The sequence below is a fragment of the Mesorhizobium sp. B2-3-12 genome, assembly GCF_006442205.1.
Lineage (GTDB): Bacteria > Pseudomonadota > Alphaproteobacteria > Rhizobiales > Rhizobiaceae > Mesorhizobium.
In genome coordinates this window covers 452057-468141 of record NZ_VFVR01000004.1, presented here as the reverse complement: position 1 = coordinate 468141, position 16085 = coordinate 452057, and the positions used below count along the sequence as shown (strand labels likewise).

General features: G+C 63.2%; 18 protein-coding genes, 1 pseudogene and 1 riboswitch. Of the genes and pseudogenes, 7 read left to right on the top strand and 12 right to left on the bottom strand.

All coding sequences use genetic code 11. The features are described 5' to 3' along the window. Positions 1-60 precede the first annotated feature (60 nt). Both FJ948_RS15605 and FJ948_RS15600 read right to left on the bottom strand, forming a co-directional pair. On the bottom strand, positions 61-312 hold the full coding sequence (locus FJ948_RS15605) for an exodeoxyribonuclease VII small subunit (RefSeq protein WP_127280686.1): 252 nt from the start codon (positions 310-312) through the stop codon (positions 61-63). A gap of 3 nt (positions 313-315) precedes the next feature. Then, on the bottom strand, positions 316-1242 hold the full coding sequence (locus tag FJ948_RS15600) for a histone deacetylase family protein (RefSeq protein ID WP_140705798.1): 927 nt from the start codon (positions 1240-1242) through the stop codon (positions 316-318). Between the two features lie 119 nt (positions 1243-1361). Next, positions 1362-1550, top strand: a riboswitch (cobalamin riboswitch). A gap of 2 nt (positions 1551-1552) precedes the next feature. Here FJ948_RS15600 and bluB point away from each other — a divergent pair. After that, a pseudogene (gene bluB / locus FJ948_RS30600) lies at positions 1553-2224 on the top strand (5,6-dimethylbenzimidazole synthase); the annotation flags it as partial. A 119-nt stretch (positions 2225-2343) separates the two neighbouring features. On the opposite strand, the gene FJ948_RS15590 reads toward bluB, so the two are convergent. Further along, positions 2344-3327, bottom strand: coding sequence for a hypothetical protein (locus tag FJ948_RS15590; protein ID WP_246677529.1), 984 nt, complete (start codon positions 3325-3327; stop codon positions 2344-2346). Between the two features lie 90 nt (positions 3328-3417). Next, the gene (locus FJ948_RS15585) at positions 3418-4026 is read right to left on the bottom strand and encodes a TetR/AcrR family transcriptional regulator (protein ID WP_140705794.1); all 609 of its coding nucleotides are present in this window, start codon (positions 4024-4026) and stop codon (positions 3418-3420) included. A 119-nt stretch (positions 4027-4145) separates the two neighbouring features. Between FJ948_RS15585 and FJ948_RS15580 the strand changes: the two genes are divergently transcribed. Beyond that, entirely contained in the window at positions 4146-5366 is a 1221-nt protein-coding gene (locus tag FJ948_RS15580) for an MFS transporter (protein ID WP_140705792.1), read from the top strand. 123 nt (positions 5367-5489) lie between these two features. Here FJ948_RS15580 and ribB read toward each other — a convergent pair whose 3' ends face one another. Together ribB and aroC are read right to left on the bottom strand one after the other, a co-directional pair. Next, on the bottom strand, positions 5490-6590 hold the full coding sequence (gene ribB / locus FJ948_RS15575) for a 3,4-dihydroxy-2-butanone-4-phosphate synthase (protein ID WP_140705790.1): 1101 nt from the start codon (positions 6588-6590) through the stop codon (positions 5490-5492). A gap of 95 nt (positions 6591-6685) precedes the next feature. Then, the gene (gene aroC, locus FJ948_RS15570; protein WP_140705788.1) at positions 6686-7813 is read right to left on the bottom strand and encodes a chorismate synthase; all 1128 of its coding nucleotides are present in this window, start codon (positions 7811-7813) and stop codon (positions 6686-6688) included. A 185-nt stretch (positions 7814-7998) separates the two neighbouring features. Between aroC and FJ948_RS15565 the strand changes: the two genes are divergently transcribed. After that, on the top strand, positions 7999-8262 hold the full coding sequence (locus tag FJ948_RS15565; RefSeq protein WP_140705786.1) for a DUF1344 domain-containing protein: 264 nt from the start codon (positions 7999-8001) through the stop codon (positions 8260-8262). A 99-nt stretch (positions 8263-8361) separates the two neighbouring features. Here FJ948_RS15565 and FJ948_RS15560 read toward each other — a convergent pair whose 3' ends face one another. From FJ948_RS15560 to FJ948_RS15545, 4 genes are all read right to left on the bottom strand, one after another. Then, positions 8362-8949 carry a histidine phosphatase family protein gene (locus tag FJ948_RS15560; protein WP_140705784.1) on the bottom strand — a complete coding sequence of 196 codons (588 nt, stop codon included), beginning with the start codon at positions 8947-8949 and terminating at the stop codon, positions 8362-8364. A gap of 44 nt (positions 8950-8993) precedes the next feature. Next, positions 8994-9812: an enoyl-ACP reductase FabI gene (gene fabI / locus FJ948_RS15555; protein WP_140705782.1), complete on the bottom strand. Its 819-nt coding sequence runs from the start codon at positions 9810-9812 to the stop codon at positions 8994-8996. Between the two features lie 104 nt (positions 9813-9916). Continuing rightward, the gene (locus tag FJ948_RS15550; protein WP_140705780.1) at positions 9917-10849 is read right to left on the bottom strand and encodes a J domain-containing protein; all 933 of its coding nucleotides are present in this window, start codon (positions 10847-10849) and stop codon (positions 9917-9919) included. Between the two features lie 185 nt (positions 10850-11034). Beyond that, positions 11035-11496, bottom strand: coding sequence for an RT0821/Lpp0805 family surface protein (locus FJ948_RS15545; RefSeq protein ID WP_140705779.1), 462 nt, complete (start codon positions 11494-11496; stop codon positions 11035-11037). 40 nt (positions 11497-11536) lie between these two features. Here FJ948_RS15545 and pdxH point away from each other — a divergent pair, with 40 nt between their 5' ends. Beyond that, a complete protein-coding gene (gene pdxH / locus FJ948_RS15540) occupies positions 11537-12154 on the top strand; it encodes a pyridoxamine 5'-phosphate oxidase (protein WP_140705777.1) in 618 nt (205 codons plus the stop codon). 7 nt (positions 12155-12161) lie between these two features. Here pdxH and FJ948_RS15535 read toward each other — a convergent pair whose 3' ends face one another. Both FJ948_RS15535 and FJ948_RS15530 read right to left on the bottom strand, forming a co-directional pair. Further along, on the bottom strand, positions 12162-12914 hold the full coding sequence (locus FJ948_RS15535) for a crotonase/enoyl-CoA hydratase family protein (protein ID WP_140705776.1): 753 nt from the start codon (positions 12912-12914) through the stop codon (positions 12162-12164). Positions 12915-12934: 20 nt separating this feature from the next. Next, on the bottom strand, positions 12935-14704 hold the full coding sequence (locus FJ948_RS15530; RefSeq protein WP_140705774.1) for an acyl-CoA dehydrogenase: 1770 nt from the start codon (positions 14702-14704) through the stop codon (positions 12935-12937). Positions 14705-14998: 294 nt separating this feature from the next. Between FJ948_RS15530 and FJ948_RS30595 the strand changes: the two genes are divergently transcribed. The 3 genes from FJ948_RS30595 to FJ948_RS15515 are packed head-to-tail and all read left to right on the top strand — an operon-like array spanning position 14999 to position 16081. After that, on the top strand, positions 14999-15235 hold the full coding sequence (locus FJ948_RS30595) for a hypothetical protein (protein ID WP_140705772.1): 237 nt from the start codon (positions 14999-15001) through the stop codon (positions 15233-15235). Positions 15236-15293: 58 nt separating this feature from the next. Continuing rightward, positions 15294-15581: a DUF1778 domain-containing protein gene (locus tag FJ948_RS15520; protein WP_140705771.1), complete on the top strand. Its 288-nt coding sequence runs from the start codon at positions 15294-15296 to the stop codon at positions 15579-15581. 8 nt (positions 15582-15589) lie between these two features. Continuing rightward, entirely contained in the window at positions 15590-16081 is a 492-nt protein-coding gene (locus FJ948_RS15515) for a GNAT family N-acetyltransferase (RefSeq protein ID WP_224537951.1), read from the top strand. Positions 16082-16085 lie beyond the last annotated feature (4 nt).

Sequence of the window (16085 nt, the reverse complement as noted above, 5' to 3'; positions counted from 1 at the left end):
ATCCTCAATCATGATCGTGTCCAAAAGCCGGTGAGGCAAGCCCGTCGTTGGCGACCGGCCTCAGTCAGCGTCGAGCGGCTCGGTTCCGACCGGCTTGCCGTCGCGCGACAGCCTGATCTTCTCGACCTTGTCCTCGGCTGCCTTCAGCAGCCGGTCGCAATGCGCCTTCAGCGCCTCACCGCGCTCGTAGATGCGGATCGACTGGTCGAGCGGCACGTCGCCACGCTCCAGGTCATCGACGATCTTCTCCAGCGCGTCGAGCGCCTGTTCGAAGCTCATCGCCTTGACGTCTTCGTTGATCTCACCGCTCATCATTCATCCTTTCATCAGTCGCCCGACATGGGCGGCGACCGAAAATGCCAATCCCTGCAGATCGTAGCCGCCCTCGAGCAGGCTGACGAGCCGGTTGCCGCTGTGGCGAGCGGCGCGCTGCATGAGCTGGCCGGTCGCCCAGTCGAAATCGTCCTCGGTCAGATTGATCTCGGCCAGGGGATCGCGATGATGCGCGTCGAAGCCGGCCGAAATGATGATCAGGTCGGGCGCGAAATTGTCGATCGACGGCAGCACGCGCGACAGGAAGGCGTCGCGAAACACCTCGCTGCCGGTTTGCGGCGCCAGTGGCGCGTTGACGATGTTTCCGGCGCCGGTCTCGGTCTTCGCGCCGGTGCCGGGGTAGAGCGGCATCTGGTGCGTCGAGCAATAGAGCACCGAGGGATCGTCCCAGAAAATGTCCTGCGTGCCGTTGCCGTGATGCACGTCCCAGTCGACGACGGCGACACGTTCGGCGCCATGCTTCTTCTGCGCATACCGGGCAGCGATCGCCGCTGTGTTGAAGAAGCAGAAGCCCATCGCCGTGGTCTTTTCGGCGTGATGGCCGGGCGGTCGGGCCGCGACGAAGACATTGTCGGCACGGCCCGCGAAGACGTCGTCGACGGCGGCGTTGGCGGCACCGATCGCGGTGATGACCGCCTGCCAGCTTTTCGGGCTGGCGGTGGTGTCGGCATCGATGCGGGCTATGCCCTCGTCGGGGATGGCGGCGCGGACACGCGCGACGAAATCGGCGGGATGCGCGTAGAGGATCGTCGCCTCGTCGCCTTTAGATGCCTCGACGCGGTCGAGCGCGGCAAAAGCTTCGTCGTCGAGCACGCGCTCGATGGCGCGCAGGCGATCCGGCCGCTCGGGGTGACCGGGCGGGGTGATGTGTTCGAGAAAGATCGGGTGTGTATAGAGACGGGTGGCCATGTCCCCTATCTAGTGCCCCGGCGCCTCAATGACCATGCGCCGCGCTTTGATCGCTGGGGAAAATCACGTCCGCGTCTCGTAGTGTCGCTACGGGCATTGGCGTCGCCGGCACTTCGGCGTAAGGTGGGGACCTGCCTGGTGCCCGCCGGTCGATTTGTGGCGGGAGAATCGGGAACACGGTTGAATTCCGTGGCGTGCCCAACGCTGTAAGGGGGACCGCGCCGGTAAATGCCACTGTCGATGACGGGAAGGCACCGGAGGCGGGTTGATCCCGAGCCAGAAGACCGGCCTGGCAGGCATCGATATCCGCATGGTCAGGCGGATATCAGGGATTGCAATCGCAAGGGGGCACGCGATGCCGGAAGCCATGACCGCTCCTGTCGGCGACGGATTCGATCAGAAAGCGCGCGACGCGGTTTATCGCGCCATGTTCACGCGGCGCGACGTCCGCAGCCATTTTACATCGGAGGCGATCGATGACGACGTCCTGGCGCGGCTGCTGCTTGCCGCCCATCACGCGCCGTCGGTCGGATTCATGCAGCCCTGGAACTTCATCGTCATCCGCGACGGGCAGCGGCGGGCTGAGGTGCGCGACCTGTTCCTGGCCGCGCGAGAACAGGAGCTGCCGGCTATCGAAAAAGAAAGGCGGGCGCTGTACCGCAAGCTCAAGCTCGAAGGCATTTGCGAAGGCGCGCTCAACATCTGCATCACCTGCGACCGCGAACGCTCGAAAGGCTCGCCGCTTGGACGCTGGCACAATCCGGAGATGGACCTCTTCAGCACGGTCTGCGCGGTGCAGAATTTCTGGCTGGCGGCACGTGCCGAGGGTGTTGGCGTCGGCTGGGTCAGCATCATCGAGGCCGAGGCGTTGAAACGGCTGCTGGCCATTCCCGACCATGTAACGCCGATCGCCTATCTCTGCGTCGGCCGTGTCTCGGAGTTCGCACCGAAACCGGATCTTGAAACGCATGGCTGGGGACGACGGCTGCCGCTGCCCGACCTGATCATGAGCGAGACGTTTTGCGGCCAGGGAGAGGCACCGCTCAAATCGGCGGTGGCGCGCCTCAACATCCCCGATATTGCGCCCGCGAGTCCCACCGATCAGCGCGTCGCGCCGGCCGTGCCCCAGCGCGAGCCGCCGAAGGTGGAGAGCGCCTTGTCCTTGAGTTCCCTGAACTTCGACGAGGCTTCGGCCAGCCTGGCATCCCAGGCGGCATCGGGCACCTGGCCTTCGATGGTCTTGAAATAGACCTGCATCAGGCAAGCGATGGCGAAGGGCTCCATAAAGGCCGCCTTGAAGGCCCATGCAAAGACGATCGCCAGCACGAAGGCCCAACCGGCGAGTTGACCGGGCATGACGTAAAGAATGGCGGCGGCCGGCGCCAGCATCAGCAGGAAGATCACAAACGACACGCCCCACATGATGACCGCCAGCCAGACGGCGTTCTTGACCATGATCTTGCCGTTCTGGGCGTAGAGCACGACGCCTTGGCGCGCGGTTTCGAAGGGCGAGGACGAGTTGATGCGAATGTTGTAGCCGAGGATGATCTCGTCGACATAGGTCAGCGACAGGCGGATCACCGTGTTGAGGAAGGCGACAAGGCCGCTGAGGCCAGGAATGGGCAGGAAGGCGGCGACGCCGCCGAGCAGGCCGGTGATGGCGCGGATGGCGCCCTTGACCAGCTGGTCGACGACGAAAAGGATGTTCGCCTCGGCGAAACGCTCGGTCACGACCTGTTTCGCGTAGGCGATCTGGTTCTGGCCGTCGGGAACGTCATGACCGTCGATCAGATGCACCATGACGGCGATGTGGCCGGCCTTGACGACATAGAGGATGTATTCGCGCAGCCAGTAGACGGCGATCGAGACGACGCCAAAGCCTACCACGCCGCCCCACAGGGCAAAGGACAACGGGCCGTCCGGATCGGTGGAGATATGGCCGACGCCATAACCGACCGAGGCACCGGTGCCGGTGGCCATGATGTAGGCCAGCGTGATGCCGAAATAGACGATCATGCGAAAGACAATGAAGGGCCAGGTCCGCACCATGATGGACACCGACCTGCCGATATCGAAATCCCACATGCCCGATTCTCCCCCTTAGAGATGGCTGGGGGAGGATGCGCTCAAACCGGCTGTTGTCAATTGCGGGCGGTGGCGTCCCGCCATGGCGGTTCAGCTTGACCGCGCTTGCGGCTTTTTCAGCAGGCCTTCGAGCAATTGCTTGAACGCGGCCACAACCATCCTCGACGTCGCCTCGGGATTCTTCGCATTGGCGATGCGCTGCGCGGCCTGACTGCTCGCCCCGTTGATCAGCCGCGCGGCCGACTCGGGGTCGACACCGGGGACGACCACCCCTTCCCCCTGCAGCGCGATCAGATGATCGGTCATTGAACCGACGCAGGCATTGGCGTTCGACCATTGCGCCGGGTCGCCCAGCACGGCCGGGCCATCGCGGAACATGATGCGCTGGATTTCCGGCTCCAGCGCCATTTCGATGTAGGTCGTGCATTCGTCGACGAAATGCTGCCAGCGGGTCGGCGCCCGTGACGCAACCTCATTCACCCGGGCGGCCATTTCCGCGTCGATTTCGGCGATAACCGCCTCCAGCAGGCCCTTCTTGTCGCCGAAGTGATGATAGAGGGCGCCGCGAGTCAGCCCGGCCGATGCGGTGAAATCGTCCATCGACGCTTCGGAATAGCCGATAGTGCCGAAAGCCTGACGCGCCGCGGCGATCAGCTTGGCTCGTGTCTCGGCGATCATCTCCTTGCGTGGTCGGTGCATGCTCTGGTCCTATCCACATACGCTCCGTATGCCAATTGACATACGCGACGTATGGTCTATTTAACACTCATACGTATCGTATGTAATTATCAGATCGCCTTTTGTCGAGGAACCGGATCATGCATAACCCTTACTCCGAAATCTTCCGGGCCCGCGGAGCCAAAGGCTTTGCGGCCGCCGGCTTCCTGGCGCGCCTGCCGATCGCCATGGCGCCGATCGGCATCGTCGCGATGCTGTCGCAGACGCGTGGCGAATACTGGCTGGCGGGTGCTGTCTCGGCGACTTTCGCGCTGGGCAACGCTTTCGTGGCGCCGCAAATATCAAGGTTGGTGGACCGTATGGGCCAGACACGCATCGTGGTCCCTACCACCATCATCACCCTGATCGCCTTCGCGGTTCTCATCGCGGCGGCCAATCAGGATTGGCCGGTCTGGACGCTGTTCGCCTCGGCACTGGCGGCCGCGGCCATGCCCAGCATGCCGGCAATGGTGCGCGCGCGCTGGACCGAGATTTTCCGGGGACGGCCGCAGATGAACACCGCTTTCGCCTTCGAATCGGCGGCGGACGAACTGGTCTATATCGCCGGCGCGTCGCTGTCGGTGGGCCTCAGTGCAGGCCTCTTTCCTGAAGCCGGCGTTCTGGTCAGCACCGTGCTCCTCGCCATCGGTTCAACGGCTTTCATCCTGCAGCGCTCGACCGAACCGCAGGTGCGGCCGGTGGATCGCGCCACGAGCGGTTCGGCAATAAGGCTGCGGCCGGTGCAGATCATCACCCTTTCGCTCGTCTTCATCGGCGCGACCTTCGCCACGACGGAGGTGAGCACCGTGGCCATCACCAAGGAATTCGGCCAGCCGGGCGCCGCCAGCCTCGTCATCGGCGTCTATGCGCTGGGGTCGTTCGTGCTCGGCATCATCGTCGGTGCCCTCAACCTGCAAGCGCCGCTGCAACGCCAATTGGCAATCGCGGTCGCCCTGGTCGCGCTTGGCACGCTGCTGCCGCTCACCGCCGGTACGGTGCCGCTGCTGGCGCTGACCGTGTTCATCAGCGGCGTGGCAATCTCGCCGACCTTCATCACCGCCTTCGGCTTGATCGAACGGCACGTGCCGGAAGCGATGCTGACTGAAGGCATCACCTGGGTGATGACCGGCATCGGCATCGGCATGGCGCTCGGTTCCTTCGCCGCCGGCGCGGTGGTGGATGCGTTCGGCGCCCAGAACGGGTTCTGGGTCTCGGTGGCTTCGGGCGTTATCGCGCTGGTCACGGTGCTGCTCGGCCAGCGCAGCCTCGCCACCCACGAATGCGAGTTGGAAGGATGCGAGGCGGCTATCCCGGCGGAGTGACGGCTAGCCGTCCGATGATCAGCGCATATACGTTAGGCCTAGGCGACATCGTCATCCACGGGCGAAGCGACGCGCAGCGGAGCGCAGACCCGTGGATGACGATGTCGCGAAGGTGTTGGCCCGCTACAGAATCTCGGTCTTGGCGATGTGGATGCCAAAGCCCTCGAGGCCGATGTAATGGCGCTCGCGCGAAGCGATCAGGTTGATGGAAGAAATGCCGAGATCCTTCAGGATTTGGGCACCAAGGCCGATCTCGCGCCATTCGCTCTCGCGCCGGCGCGCCTCTTCGTGATCCTCGCGGTCGCCCGACGCGGGGCGCTTGCGCTCCTGATGCGCGACGCCGACCGAGCCCTCTCTGAGATAGACGATGACGCCGCGCTTGCGCTCGCCCATCGCCTTCATGATGGCGTCGAGCCGGTGGCTTGTGCCGAACACGTCGGTCACCACGTCCTCGGAGTGCAGCCGCACCGGCACGTCCTCGCCGTCGCGGATATCGCCGAAGACGACGGCGACATGGTGCGTCGTGTCCCAGGGCAGCGTGTAGGTGAAGACCTGCGCCTTGCCGCCGAGCGTGTCGATGTCGGAGCAGGCGACGCGCTCGACCAGCGTTTCCTTGCGCTGCCGATAGGCGATGAGATCGGCCACCGAAACCTGCTTGAGGCCATGTTCTTCGGCGAAAGCCTGCACCTGCGGGCCGCGCTTGACCGTGCCGTCGTCATTGACCAGTTCGGAAATGACACCGATCGGCGGCAGGCCGGCGAGCTTGCACAAATCGACAGCCGCCTCGGTATGGCCCGAGCGCATCAGGACGCCGCCCTCGCGCGCGATGAGCGGGAAGATGTGGCCGGGGCGGACGAAATCGGAGGCGCCGACATTGCCATTGGCAAGGTTGCGCACGGTCAGCGTGCGGTCGTCGGCCGAAATGCCTGTCGTCGTGCCATGCTTGAAGTCGACGCTGACGGTGAAGGCGGTGGTGTGGGCCGAATCATTGTCGGCGACCATCGGCTGCAGGTTGAGCCGCTTGGCTTCCTCGCGCGGCATCGGCGTGCAGACGATGCCCGACGTGTTGCGGATGATGAAGGCCATCTTCTCCGGCGTGCAGTGGACGGCGGCGACGATCAGGTCGCCCTCGTTCTCGCGTCCGTCATCATCCATGACGACGACGATCTCGCCGCGCTCGAAGGCGCGGATGGCTTCGACGATCTTCTTCTGGTCGTAAGGCATAGTGCGCTCGCTTCGCTCGCAAGGGAGTAGGGGAATAGGGCAGCAAGGGAATAGGGAAAAGGAAAGAATTTGCCTGGTCGGGCTAAGGGTGAAATTTATTTCCCCTGCTCCTCTACTCCCCTACTCCCCTTCCCTGTCTGTCCTCGATGCCGCAGATAATGGTCGGCGATGGCGCAGGCGACCATCGCCTCGCCGATCGGCACGGCTCGGATGCCGACGCAGGGGTCGTGGCGACCCTTGGTCATCACCTCCACGTCGTTGCCGTCCTTGTCGATCGATTTGCGCGGCGTCAGGATCGACGAGGTCGGCTTGACGGCAAAGCGCGCGACGATCGCCTGGCCGGTCGATATGCCGCCTAGGATGCCGCCGGCATTGTTGGACAGGAAGACCGGATTGCCGTCATTGCCCATGCGCATCTCGTCGGCATTCTGTTCACCGGTGATGCGGGCGGCCTCGAAACCATTGCCGATCTCGACGCCCTTGACGGCGTTGATCGACATCAGGCCGGACGCGATGTCCTGGTCGAGCTTGGCGTAGATCGGCGCGCCGAGGCCCGGCGGAACGCCGTCAGCGACGACCTCGATCACCGCGCCGACCGAGGAGCCGGCCTTGCGGATGCCGTCGAGATACTGCGTGAAGACGGGCACGGAAGCCGGATCCGGGGTGAAGAACGGGTTCTCGGCATCGCCGATGAAATTCCAGTTCCAGTTGGCGCGATCGATCGACTTTTCGCCCATCGACACCAACGCACCGCGCACCACCATGCCCGGCACCACCTTGCGAGCGAGCGCGCCGGCGGCGACCCTGGCCGCCGTCTCGCGCGCCGAGGAGCGGCCGCCGCCGCGATAGTCGCGTATGCCGTATTTGACGTCGTAGGTGTAGTCGGCATGGCCCGGCCGGAACTGGCGGGCGATCTCGCCATAGTCTTTCGAGCGCTGATCGACATTTTCGATCAGCATCGACACCGGCGTGCCGGTGGTGATCATCGTGGCGCCGTCCTCGTCGAGGACGAAGCCCGAGAGGACCTTCACCTCGTCCGGTTCGCGGCGCTGGGTGACGAAGCGCGACTGGCCCGGACGGCGCTTGTCGAGTTCGGCCTGGATTTCGTCGCGCGTAAAGCGGATGCCCGGCGGACAACCATCGACCACGCAACCGAGCGCTGCGCCGTGGCTCTCGCCCCAGGTGGTGACGCGGAAAAGATGGCCGAACGTGTTGTGAGACATGGAAAAGCGCCCTGCCCGGCATCGCAGCCGGCTGAAGCCAGCCTTCTATTGGCGTTTTCCACAGTGGTCAAACTGTCATCCCCGCCGTTTAAGTTTTGACACATTCGGCTGGTTTCTGCTTTCTTCCATTCGCCGTTGAGGACCCGCCGCCACCCAGGCCGGCGCAATGACCAAAGAGGACGATCATGCGTATCCTGATTGGCGCTGTTGCCGCCACGCTGCTGCTTTCCACCGCCGCCTTTGCCGGCCAGACCGAAGGCCTAATCAAGAAGGTCGACAAGGATGCACTGACCCTGACGCTGGACGACGGCAAATCCTACAAGCTCAATGCCGAAACCGATCTCGATTCGCTGAAGCCAGGCATGGATATCGTCATCGCTTATGACGTCACCAATGGCGAAAACGTCGTGACCGACATGCAGTTGCCGGGTGACAGCGACACGAACTAAAGCACGTCGCGACGCGCTTTAGTTCTTGCATGTCGTCTTCCCCAAAACCGACGTCACTTCCAGGCGACATGCATTAGGAATTGGCCACCATCAGGCGGCCTAAAGCCACTCCAGGCTCTTGCCTTCAAGTTTGAGCACGCGATCCTGCGGTATCTCCAGGTTCGCCGCATCGTCCTCGGCCATATCAAGTACGAAACGAAACAGGGTGCGCATGACGCCGCCATGCGTGACACAGATCGTCCTGCGCTTCATTTCATCGAAGCAGGGCTTCACCCGTTCGAGCAGCATCTGATAGCTCTCCGCCCCGTCGCCGGGCGGCTGAAAATTCCATTTGTCCAGGGAGCGCGACCGGCTCGCCCCGGGTGATTGCGTCTCGAGTTCGGCGAAGGTAAAACTCTGCCAATCACCGAAATTGACTTCGATGAGCCTGGCATCGGTTCGATAGGCGAGCGGATCGAGCCGCATCGCGGCGCGAATGCGCTCCATGGTTTCGCGCGTCCGTCTCATCGGACTGGCGACGAAGTCGAACTCGTTGGGATCGCCGATGAGTTCGGCCAGCCGACGCCCGTTTCCGGTCGCTTGTTCGCGGCCGAGAGCATTGAGATCGGTGTCGGCCTGGCCCTGAAGCCGGAACTCGGCGTTCCACGCGGTCTGGCCGTGGCGCACGATATAAACCAGCGGGTACATCAGCTCTCCGGAGATCGGGCCAGGGCCGGGACGGGCGGAGAGAACTAATCCTTGACCGTCGAAATATCGGGCGCGTCGACCGCCTTCATGCCGACGACGTGATAACCGGAATCGACATGGTGCACCTCGCCGGTGACGCCACGCGACAGGTCGGACAGGAAATAGACACCGGAATCGCCGACTTCTTCCTGCGTGACGGTCTGCTTCAGCGGCGAATTGTATTCGTTCCACTTCAGGATGTAGCGGAAGTCGCCGATGCCGGAGGCGGCAAGCGTCTTGATCGGGCCGGCGGAAATCGCGTTGACGCGGATTTTCTTGGCGCCGAGATCAACCGCGAGGTAACGCACGCTGGCCTCGAGTGCCGCCTTGGCGACGCCCATGACGTTGTAGTGGGGCATCACCTTTTCCGCGCCGTAATAGGTCAGCGTCAGCAGCGAACCGCCCTCGGTCATCAAGGCTTCGGCGCGCTTGGCGATGGTGGTGAAGGAATAGACCGAAATGTCCATGGTGCGCAGGAAATTGTCACGCGTCGTCTCGACATAACGGCCGGTCAACTCATCCTTGTCGGAGAAGGCGATGGCGTGCACGAGGAAGTCGAGTTTGCCCCAATGATTGGCGACATTGGCGAAGACCTCGTCCAGGCTCGCCGGATCGGTGACATCGCAATGGCCGGCGACGAAAGCGCCCAGTTCAGCCGCCAGCGGCTCGACGCGCTTCTTGAAGGCTTCGCCCTGATAGGTCAACGCGATTTCGGCACCGTGATCGACGCAGGCCTTGGCGATGCCATAGGCGATCGATCTGTTGTTGGCGACGCCAAGAATAAGGCCGCGCTTGCCGGCCATTAGGCCCTGTCCACCCGCCATGTCAGCGCTCTCCGCAAGGTTTCTGCTTTGTGAAGTGCCTATCGCACAGGCACACAGCCCCTTCAAGCGTTCAAACCGGACAGTTCGGGGGACAAAGCTCTCGATCAGCCTTTTTGGCCACGCAACAGCGTTTCCAGCGCGCTGTCGCCGCCTTCCGGCAGCATGATGCGCACATGGGCGTAAAGATCGCCATGGCCGCCGGCTTTCTCGGGCAAGCCCCTGCCCTTGAGCCGCAGGACCTTGTCGGAACTCGACCAGGCGGGCACGTTGACAGCGAGCCTGCCGGTCGGCGTCTCGACCGGCACCTTGGCGCCCAGCACCGCATCGGCCAGCGAAACCGGCAGATCGGCGTGCAGGTCGCGACCCTCGATGCGGTAGCGCGGATGCCGGCGGATGTGGATTTTGACCAACGCGTCGCCAGGCTGGCCCGGTCCCTGCTCACCCTGGCCCTTCAACCGGATGGTCTGGCCGTCCTCGACATAGGCCGGCAGCTTGACGGCCACCTTGCGGCCGTCGGGGAACATCGCCGTCACTTTCTCGGCATTGGCCGCTTCCTCGATGGTGATGTCGAGCGTCACATTGAGGTCGGCCGCCGTCGCCGGCTGTCGACGGTCACCCTGGCCTGGACCGCGCGCGCCGGAGAAAGCATCGCCGAATATCTGGCTGAAGATGTCGCTGTTGCCGTCGAACGGATCGCCGCCTGGCCGGCCCGAGCGGAACTCGAAGCGTGAGCCTCCGGCCCCCTGCTGCTGGCGGCGAAATCCGGCAAAGGGGTCGCCGCCACCGGCCGCACCCTCAAAGCCCTGGAAGCGCGGCTTGCCGTCGGCATCGATCTCGCCGCGATCGAATGCGGCGCGGCTCTTCTCGTCGCCGATGATTTCATAGGCCTGATTGGCCGCGGCAAAGCGGTCCTTCGCCTTGGGATCATTCGGATTCTGGTCCGGATGATGTTTCTTAGCGAGTTTGCGGTACGCCGATTTTATGTCCTTGGCCGATGCGTTCTTTGCAACGCCCAGCACCTCATAGGGGTCGCGCATGCGTCCTGCCCTGGAAATGAGTTGAGTCCATACTTGCCTCCTATATGCGCTCGCATAGGAAGAAATTCCAGTGGCGGAGCTTCAGATCGAAGGTGGAAAATCAGAGCCTGAGCCGTGAAGACGGCGGTTGAGGATTGGCTTGGAAAAAATCCGCCAAGCCGACCCAATCGGCTTTCGGAGCAGGCTCAGAGCGCCTTGAAGCCCTGCATGCGCCAGCCGCCAGCGCCGGCAAGGCACAGTTCACCCTCGAACATGGCAACACCGTCAAAGCTTTCGCGGGAAGCCTTGAAGCGGCGACAGGTCTGACCCCTGTCGTTCAACTCCGCCAGTTCGGTAATGGAGCCGCGAGATCCAGTGCCGGTGTTCGCCCAGGGCACCGCCTGGCCACCGAGTTGCTCGATGTCGGCGGACGACACCGCATTGCCGATCGTCGTCTGGTCGGAGTCGCGATCCGAATCGGCCGGCGCTGGCGTTGCCAATGTGCTCGAAGTCAGGATCGAGCGGTCGACTTCGGCTTTTTCCAGGCTGAAGCCCCCCGCTCCGCAAGCCGCGAGCGGCAAGGCCGCCGCCACGATCGCCGCTTTCGCGCTGGCTGAAGCGATAACGCCCCATTGCCTGCTGTCCAAAGCTTGCGCGATACGCGACAATCGGCAACCTCCCTGATTTCGTGACAATTTGAGAAAAACTATGAGTGATGCAGAGTTAACAAGCGGTGACTTTACCGAGGCCGCCGAGCCGTTTCGCCTTTTTGCCGCATGGCTGGACGACGCCACCAAGAGCGAAATCAACGACGCCAACGGCGTGGCGCTGGCGACCGTCGATGCCGAGGGCATGCCGGACGTGCGGATGGTGCTGCTCAAGGGATTCGATGAAAGCGGCTTTGTGTTTTACACGAATTTCGAGAGCGCCAAGGGCCAGGAAATTCTTGGCAGCATGAAGGCGGCGATGTGTTTCCACTGGAAGTCGCTGCGCAGGCAGGTGCGCGTGCGCGGCCCGGTGGAGATCGTCAGCGACGCCGAAGCCGACACCTATTACGTGACGCGCCCGCGTGGCAGCCGCATCGGCGCCTGGGCTTCGAAACAGTCGCGGCCGCTGGAAAGCCGCTTCGCGCTGGAAAAGGCGGTCGCCGAATACACGGCCCGTTATGCCATCGGCGAAATCCCAAGGCCAAAGCACTGGTCCGGCTTCCGTATCGTGCCGAAGACGATCGAATTCTGGCACGACAGACCGTTCCGGCTGCATGACCGGGTGGTTTTTTCCCGTGACACCAAGGGTGGTTGGGACAAGGCGCGGCTTTACCCCTGAAAGGGGCTCAGCTCTTTTTCCTGGTCATGAATGCGGTGAGCGCGGCGCGCGCCTCGTCGGACTTCAGCCGCTCGCGAAAATGCTCGCTTTCCACCTCAATGCGGGCGACGAGGTCGTCACGTGAGCCACGCATCAGGTCGCGCGCGATCCTGAGCGCTTGCGGCGGCTTGGCGGCGATCTGGCCAGCCGCGGCAAGCACCGAAGCCTCCAGCGCCCCTTCCTCCACCACCTCGTAGATCAGGCCGGCGGCCTTAGCGCGCTCGGCCGAAAAACCCTCGCCGAGACCGAGCAGCGCGAACGCGCCTTGCTGGCCGAGGATGCGTGGGGCGAGCAGGCTCGATCCTGCCTCGGGCACGAGGCCAAGATCGACGAAAGGCGTGCGGAACACGGTGCGTGGCGTGGCGAAGGTCAGGTCGCAATGCAGGTTGAGCGTGGTGCCGATGCCAACCGCGATGCCATCGACACCGGAGACGATGGGTTTTTCGACCCGGGCCAGCGCCATGAGGAAATCCCAGACCTCGGTGCCGCCGTCGCCGCCGGTGGCGACGACCATGAAATCTGCCAGGTCGTTGCCGGACGAGAAGGCACCTGGCACGCCGAGAAAGACATGGACGCGGACCGCCGGGTCGGCGTCACCTTCGGCAAGGGCAGCCGACATCTTCGCGTACATGGCGCGCGTCAGCGCGTTCTTCTTGTCCGGGCGGTTCATGCGGATGATCTGGATGGCGCCCTGGCGCTCGACGAGAATGTGGTCTGTCACGATTGTTTCCTCGGTGAATGTCAGGCGGACATCAACGCCTTGCCGGCAGCGGCAAGGCTGTCGCCACCCTCGATGACGCGCTCTTTCAAGGCACTGACTTCGCCAAGCAGGTTTTCGGCGAAGAAGCGGCAAAGCGCGATGCGGCCCTGATCGGCAAGAGCGGCCCGCGCCAGATAGGCGCCGCCGGCGGCGAGCGAGATCAGCCTGAGATACGGCGTGGCGCCGGCCAGCGCCCTGTCCGTCTGACCATCGGCCGCCAGTTTTTGCAGGAAGCGGGTCGCTTGCGTCAGATCGCCAAGGGCTGCATCCAGAAGATCGGCGGTTCGGCCGAAGCCTTGCAGGTTGGAGGTGCGCACCGCATTGGCGATACCGGCCAGTTCGTCGATATAGCCATGCACGTGCTCGCCGCCGCCGAGCGGCAGTTTCCGGGTCACCAGATCGATCGCCTGGATGCCGTTGGTGCCCTCATAGACCGGCGCGATGCGGGCGTCGCGATAAAGCGCGGCCGCGCCCGTTTCCTCGATGAAACCCATGCCGCCATGCACCTGCACGCCGAGCGAGGCGACCTCGACGCCGATATCGGTCGAAAACGCCTTGGCGAGCGGCGTCAGGAGATTGGCACGGTCGCGCCAATGCGCCGCCTCGTCGCCCGACGACACGCGCGCGAGATCGATGGCATGGGCGCAGGAATAGCTGATGGCGCGGGCGATCTGTGTCAGCGCCTTCATCGTCAGGAGATTGCGCTGCACGTCCGGGTGATGGACGATCGGCGCCATGCCGGCGCCAACATAGTCGCTCGCCTTGCCCTGTCGCCGTTCATTGGCATAGGCGACCGCTTTCTGGGTCGCGGCTTCCGCGACCGCGACGCCCTGCATGCCGACGGCCAGACGGGCATTGTTCATCATGGTGAACATGCAGGCGAGGCCCTTGTTCTCCTCACCGATCAGCCAGCCGATGGCGCCTGGCTTGGCGCCCTGAAAGCCGTCGCCATAGATCATGGTGCAGGTCGGTGAGGCATGGATGCCGAGCTTGTGCTCGAGGCCGGAGCAGAAGACGTCGTTGCGCGCGCCGATCGAGCCGTCGTCGCCGACCAGGAATTTCGGCACCAGGAACAGCGAGAGGCCGCGCGTGCCGGCCGGCGCATCGGCCAGCCGGGCCAGCACCAGATGGATGATGTTGTCGGTGAAGTCGTGCTCGCCATAGGTGATGAATATCTTCTGGCCGAAGATCCGGTAGGTACCGTCGCCCGCGGGCTCGGCCCGGGCGCGCAGCGCGGCGAGGTCGGAGCCCGCCTGCGGCTCGGTCAGGTTCATCGTGCCCATCCATTCGCCGGAGACGAGCTTTGCGAGATATTTCGCCTTGAGTTCCTCCGAGGCGTGCTTGTCGAGCGCTTCGACCGCGCCCATGGTCAGCGTCGGGCCGATGCCGAACGCCATTGCCGCTGAATTCCACATTTCGAGCGCGGCGACGCCAAGCATGGTCGGCAACGCCTGGCCGCCATATTCTTCCGGCCCGGAAAGCGCGTTCCAGCCGCCATCGATCCAGCGGCGATAGAGTTCTTTCCAGCCCGTCGGCATGGTGACGGCGGCATCCCTGAGCACGGCGCCTTGTTCGTCGCCGATCTTGTAAAGGGGCGCCACCTCCTCGGTGGCGAAACGGCCGGCTTCGCCAATGACGGCATCGACCAAATCCTCGCCGAGATCGCCGAAGGCACCGGCATCGAGCGCTGATTTCATGCCGGCGACGTGCTTCAGCGTGAACGCGATATCCTCGACCGGTGCGCGATACATATCTGCTCCTCCCTGGCGACAAATCCTATGCGGAAGCGCCGACGCAAACCACCGCGTTCGGATAATTCAGTGGCCTTCTTTTTACGTAAACGTCAAACTTTGTCACGTGGATTTTGCAATCGCCATGGGGTCGTCATCCACGGGCGAAGCGGCGCGGCGCAGACCATAGGATGACGAAATCGCGGAGATTCTGGCCAATTTCGAAGTTGCAACTCTCAAAATTTCTTCAATCAGGAATTACATCCTCGTATATGATCTGGGCAGATCATATACAGAGCCGACCGGACCATTGCCATGCTTGCCAGACCTGACGCCTATCGCTGCATCGAATGCGGTTTGCCCTACCGGGCAACCGGATTTTCCTACTATCACGGCGACCTGGCGAACGGCGCCGCCTACTGGTCGGATCGCGGCATATTGTGCTCACCACGATGCTCGCTTGCCCACCACCGCAAACGCGCCGCAGAAGGCACGTTGCGGCAGGAGCCGGCGCCAGATCCGTTTGAATTTCCTCCGGTCAGCCGACGGTGACCGCAGCGCTTGATATGTACGGTTAAAACCCGTACATATTGCGTCAGAGGTGATCGCGATGCCAAAGCAACAGACCCGCACTGCCCGTATCGAGGCTCGTATTTCGCCAGATATGCTTAGCGTGGTGAAGCGTGCTGCCGAAATTCAGGGCCGCAGCGTCAGTGACTTCGTGGTTGCCGCCGCGCAGGAAGCCGCACAACGCACCATTGAGGAGACGGCTATCATTCGCCTGTCCATCGAGGATCAGCGCGCTCTGGTCGAGGCCATTCTCAATCCACCCGAACCCAATGAAGCACTGCGCAAAGCCGCCGATGCCTACAAGCGACTTGTCGTCGAATCCCGGTGAGTCTGGACTTGATCATCGAGCCACTGGGTGGCTCGTATACTCGGAATGGATTCAGCTGCGGTGTACTGGCACTGGACCACTATCTTCGCGAGCAGGCGAGCCAGGACGTCAAACGCCGAGTCAGCAATTGCTTCGTCGCCGCAGACCGTGATGTCGGTCTCATTGCCGGATATTACACTCTTGCAGCGGCAAGTCTGCCCATCGCTTCTCTGCCAGAAGAGCTGACGAAACGCCTACCGCGCTATCCAGTCCTGCCCGCCATATTGATTGGAAGGTTGGCTGTCGACACCCGATATCAGGGACAACGTGTTGGATCGACATTGATCGTGGATGCGCTCCGGCGCTGCGCCCAAGCCGCTCCCGCCTCTTTCGCGCTGATCGTCGACGCCAAGGACGACAAAGCCGCCGCTTTTTATCTCAAGCATGGTTTCACGCCGTTTCAAGGTCGCCCGTTGTCGATGTTCCTGTCGGTAGCGACGGCGTTGAAGCTGTTCGGCTGACACC